Source organism: Paraburkholderia sp. (assembly GCF_034668105.1).
Lineage (GTDB): Bacteria > Pseudomonadota > Gammaproteobacteria > Burkholderiales > Burkholderiaceae > Paraburkholderia.
On sequence record NZ_JAXDPY010000043.1, the window covers coordinates 1 to 4,468 of the forward strand.

Consider the following 4,468-nt stretch of genomic DNA (forward strand, 5'->3'; position numbering starts at 1 on the left):
GAGGTGATACGAGATTATGGGGAAGAACGGTTTGCTTTTCAGATTGCAAAGGCGCTTGTTGCTCGCCGGGCAGAGTCCGACCGTCTTGGGCCTCTCGTCAGCACGGGCGAGCTTGCCCAAATCGTGGCTAACGTCGTCAAAACCCGTGAGAAGGGCAAGGATCCGGCAACCCGCACCTTTCAAGCTATACGGATTCACATCAATCAAGAGCTTGCGGAGCTGCAAGTCGTTTTAGAAGCAGCGTTGTCGCTGTTGGAGCAAGGGGGGCGGCTGGTGGTCATCAGCTTTCATTCGCTCGAGGACCGGATCGTCAAACGATTCATGCAGGCGCACGCCAGTACGCCTGCAGTGGATCGCCGTCTGCCGATTCGCGCAGTCGATCTGCCGAGCCCTCCGCTCAAAATCATCGGCCGCGTGTTCGCAAGCGATGCTGAAGTCGCCGCGAATCCGCGTGCCCGCTCTGCCGTGATGCGCGTGGCGGAGCGGATCGCACCATGAATCGCCTCAATATCTTCCTGCTGATGATCCTGATGGGCTGCGCTTTGTCTGTCGTCAATGCAACTAATCAGCAGCGCCAGATCTTTATCCAGTTGCAGCGCGCGCAATCGCAGGAGCGCCAGCTGCAGCAGGACTATTCACAGCTTCAATATCAGCAGAGCGCGCTGTCGAAGACGTCGCGCATCGAGCAGATCGCCACCGATTCGCTGAAGATGCAAGCGGTCAGCACCGGCCGCACCCAGTACCTGACGCTCGACCCGGGCGCGGCCAAGGCTGAGGACGCGCCGATCCCGACTTCCGGCCCAGCCTCTGCGCCGGCCGTAACTCGTCGCGGAGGCGTGCGATGAAAAAATCGTCGACTCGCAAGAGCGTCGCCTTTTCGGCGAACCCGATTCTGTCCGTGCGCCTGCCGATGTGGCGTTCGAAACTCGTCGTGTTCATGCTCTTCATGGCGTTCGTCGCGCTGACCGCGCGCGCCTTCTGGATTCAGGGTCCGGGCAACGCGTTCTATCTGAAGCAGGGCGAAATCCGCTATCAGCGCCGGCTCGAACTGCCGGCCACGCGCGGCAAGATTCTCGACCGTAATGGTCTCGTGCTCGCCACGAGCTTGCCGGTGCGCGCGATCTGGGCAATTCCGGAATCCGTGCCCGACGACCTCGGCGCCGACAAGCTGAACCAGCTCGGCAAGCTGCTCGGCATGACGAACAAGGAGTTGCGCGCCAAGCTGTCGGAGGACAAGAACTTCGTGTACGTGAAGCGCCAGGTGCCGGTCGACGTCGCCGCACAAGTCGCCGCACTGGACATCCCCGGCATTTATGCGCGCGACGAGTACAAGCGCTTCTACCCGGAAGGCGAGATCACGGCTCACCTGGTTGGCTTCACCAATGTCGAAGACGAAGGCCAGGAAGGCGTCGAACTCGGCGACCAGAAGTTGCTGGCCGGCCTGTCGGGCAGCCGCCGCGTCATTAAAGACCGCATGGGCCACATCATCGAGGATGTGGACGAGCAGGTCGTGCCGCACAACGGCCAGGATGTCGATCTTTCGATCGACAGCAAGATTCAGTACATCGCCTATACGAATTTGAAAGCGGCCGTCGAGAAATTCAAGGCGAAGGCCGGCGCGGCGATGGTGGTCGACGTGCGGACCGGCGAAGTGCTGGCGCTGGTCAATTATCCGACGTACAACCCGAACGACCGTACGCACCTCACGGGCGACCAGCTGCGCAACCGCATTCTCACGGACACCTTCGAACCGGGTTCGATCATGAAGCCGTTCACGGTGTCGCTCGCGCTGGACCTGCACCGCGTGACGCCGACTACACTGGTAGACACGGGGTCGGGCCGCTTTGTGCTCGACGGTGCGCCGATTACCGACGACAGCGCGTTCGGCGTGCTGACGGTGGGGGGCGTGATCCAGAAGTCGAGCAACATCGGCGCGACGAAGATCGCCATGCAGCTCAAGCCCGAAGAGATGTGGAATATGTACACCAGCATCGGTCTCGGCCAGGCGCCGAAGGTCGGCTTCCCGGGTGCGGCGGCGGGCCGTCTGCGTCCGTGGAAGAGCTGGCGCCGCATCGAGCAGGCGACCATGTCGTACGGCTACGGCTTGTCGGTGTCGCTGTTCCAGTTGGGCCGTGCGTACACCGCGATCGCGCATGACGGCCAGATCATGCCGGTGTCGATTTTCCGCACGCCTGGCGATCAACCGGCAACAGGGCCGCAAATTTTCTCGCCCACCACCGCTCGCGAAATGCGCACGATCCTCGAAACGGTGACGGCGCCGGGCGGCACGTCGCCGGACGCGGCCGTGCCGGGCTATCGCGTCGGCGGCAAGAGCGGTACCGCGTACAAGCACGGCGCCCACGGCTACGACCACTCCAAGTACCGCGCATCGTTCGTCGGCATGGCGCCGATGCCGAATCCGCGCATCGTCGTGGCCGTCTCGGTGGACGAACCGACGGCGGGCAGTCACTTTGGTGGTCAGGTGTCGGGGCCGGTGTTCTCTTCGATCGTCGGCGATACGCTGCGCTCGCTGAATGTGCCGCCCGATATGCCGGTCAAGCAGATGGTGGTGTCCGACGATTCGGCGCCTGCCGCACCGAGCGCACCGCCCACGTCCGCAATGGTCAAGAAACTTTCCACCAGCGCTGGCGCGAAGAAGATGACGATCGCCGCCAACGCGAAGAGCCATCCCGGAGTCGTGCGATGAGCGTGCTGCGCAAGAAGCACCCAGCGCACCGGCAAATCGCCGACGCGCTCAACTGGCTGCACGCTCACGTGCAGCCGGGCGCGCATCTGCATGCCGATACACGTTCGCTTGCGGCCGGCGACGCGTTTTTCGCCTACGCGGTCGACGGCGCGGATAACCGCCCGTTCATCGACGGCGCGATCGAGCGTGGCGCGACAGCCGTGCTGGTTCAGCCCGAAGGTTTTAGCGGCGCGATCGATCCGTCCACAACGCTGGCCGTGCCGGGGTTGAACGAACTCGCCGGCTCGATTGCGAGCGCCTGGTATAACGATCCGAGCGACGCAATGCTGGCGGTCGGCATCACCGGCACGAACGGCAAGACTTCGTGCAGCCAATGGACTTCCGCGGCGCTGACCGCGCTCGGCAAACGTTGCGCGATCATCGGCACGCTGGGCACGGGTCTGCCGGGTCAACTCGTCCACACCGGCTTCACAACGCCTGACGCCCCGCAACTGCAGCGCAGTCTCGCGCAGTTGCGCGACGCCGGCGCTCAGGCGGTGGCGATGGAAGTATCGTCGCACGCGCTGCATCAAGGCCGCGTGAATGGCACGGCGTTCGATATCGCCGTGTTCACGAATCTCACCCAAGACCACCTCGACTATCACGGCACGTTCGAAGCCTACGAAGCCGCCAAGGCGCGTCTGTTCGCCTGGCCGGGGCTGCGCGCCGCGGTGATCAATCGCGACGATGCCGCCGGCCGCCGTCTGCTCGCGAGCGCGAAGGGCCATGCCCGCACGTTCGCCTACGGCCTCGACGAAGCGCCGAAAGATGCGCCGGGCGGCGCTGCGCCGCAAGCCGATGCATTACTGCTTGCCTCGAACGTGCGCGCCACGGCCACCGGCACCGCTTTTCACCTGACCACCTCAGATTGGGGCAACGCCGAAGTCGAAGTGCAAACGCTCGGCGCATTCAACGTCAGCAATCTGCTCGGCGTGCTGGGCGCGTTGCTCGCCGCCGAGGTGCCGTTCGACGCCGCGCTGGCCGAACTCGCGAAACTCGAGCCGGTCAATGGCCGCATGCAACGTCTGGGCGGCCGCTTGCAGAACGACGAGCCGCTCGTCGTGATCGACTACGCGCACACGCCGGACGCGCTGGAAAAGACACTCGAAGCCCTGCGCCCGATGGCAGCCGCACGCGGCGGCGAACTGATCTGCATATTCGGCTGCGGCGGCGATCGCGATGCGACCAAACGTCCGCTGATGGGCGCGATCGCCGAGAAGTTCGCGGACGGTGTGGTCGTCACCAGCGACAACCCGCGCAGCGAAGATCCGCAATCGATCATCGAGCAGATCGCCGCGGGCATGACAGACGCGTCGAAGGCGCGCCGCGTCGAAGACCGCGCGAGCGCGATCCTGCAAGCGATCCGCGGCGCCGCACGTGAAGACGTCATCGTGCTGGCGGGCAAGGGGCACGAAGCAACACAGGAAATCATGGGTAAGAAGCGCGCTTTCTCCGATCAGGACCACGCTCGCCTCGCGCTCGCCGCGCGGGCAACCCACGCACGCGGAGGTGGCGAATGACCCAGCGAGATACTGCGATGTTCTCGTTGCGTGAAGCCGCCGCGCTCATCTCCGGCGCGACCGTGCTCGGTGACGATAGCGTGACGTTCGAACGCGTGTCGACCGATAGCCGCAGCGCCGGTCCCGGCGATCTGTTCGTCGCGATCAAAGGCGATCGTTTCGACGCGCACGATTTCCTGCCGGAAGTCGCCTCGCGCAACGT

4 protein-coding genes and 1 pseudogene are annotated in these 4,468 nt (G+C 64.3%); all 5 read left to right on the forward strand.

The features are described 5' to 3' along the window. A partial coding sequence (gene rsmH, locus QOC89_RS02230) for a 16S rRNA (cytosine(1402)-N(4))-methyltransferase RsmH (protein WP_323043526.1) occupies nucleotides 1-498 on the forward strand: 498 nt, incomplete at its 5' end. Further along, nucleotides 495-845, forward strand: a complete 351-nt coding sequence (gene ftsL / locus QOC89_RS02235) for a cell division protein FtsL (RefSeq protein WP_323043527.1) — start codon at nucleotides 495-497, stop codon at nucleotides 843-845. The genes rsmH and ftsL, both read left to right, overlap by 4 nt. Beyond that, entirely contained in the window at nucleotides 842-2,707 is a 1,866-nt protein-coding gene (locus tag QOC89_RS02240; protein WP_323043528.1) for a penicillin-binding protein 2, read from the forward strand. Before ftsL ends, QOC89_RS02240 begins: the two co-directional genes overlap by 4 nt. Continuing rightward, nucleotides 2,704-4,266 carry a UDP-N-acetylmuramoyl-L-alanyl-D-glutamate--2,6-diaminopimelate ligase gene (locus QOC89_RS02245; protein WP_323043529.1) on the forward strand — a complete coding sequence of 521 codons (1,563 nt, stop codon included), beginning with the start codon at nucleotides 2,704-2,706 and terminating at the stop codon, nucleotides 4,264-4,266. The genes QOC89_RS02240 and QOC89_RS02245 overlap by 4 nt, the downstream gene beginning before the upstream one ends. Further along, nucleotides 4,263-4,468 (forward strand): annotated as a pseudogene (locus QOC89_RS02250) (Mur ligase domain-containing protein); the annotation flags it as partial. The gene QOC89_RS02245 and the pseudogene QOC89_RS02250, both read left to right, overlap by 4 nt.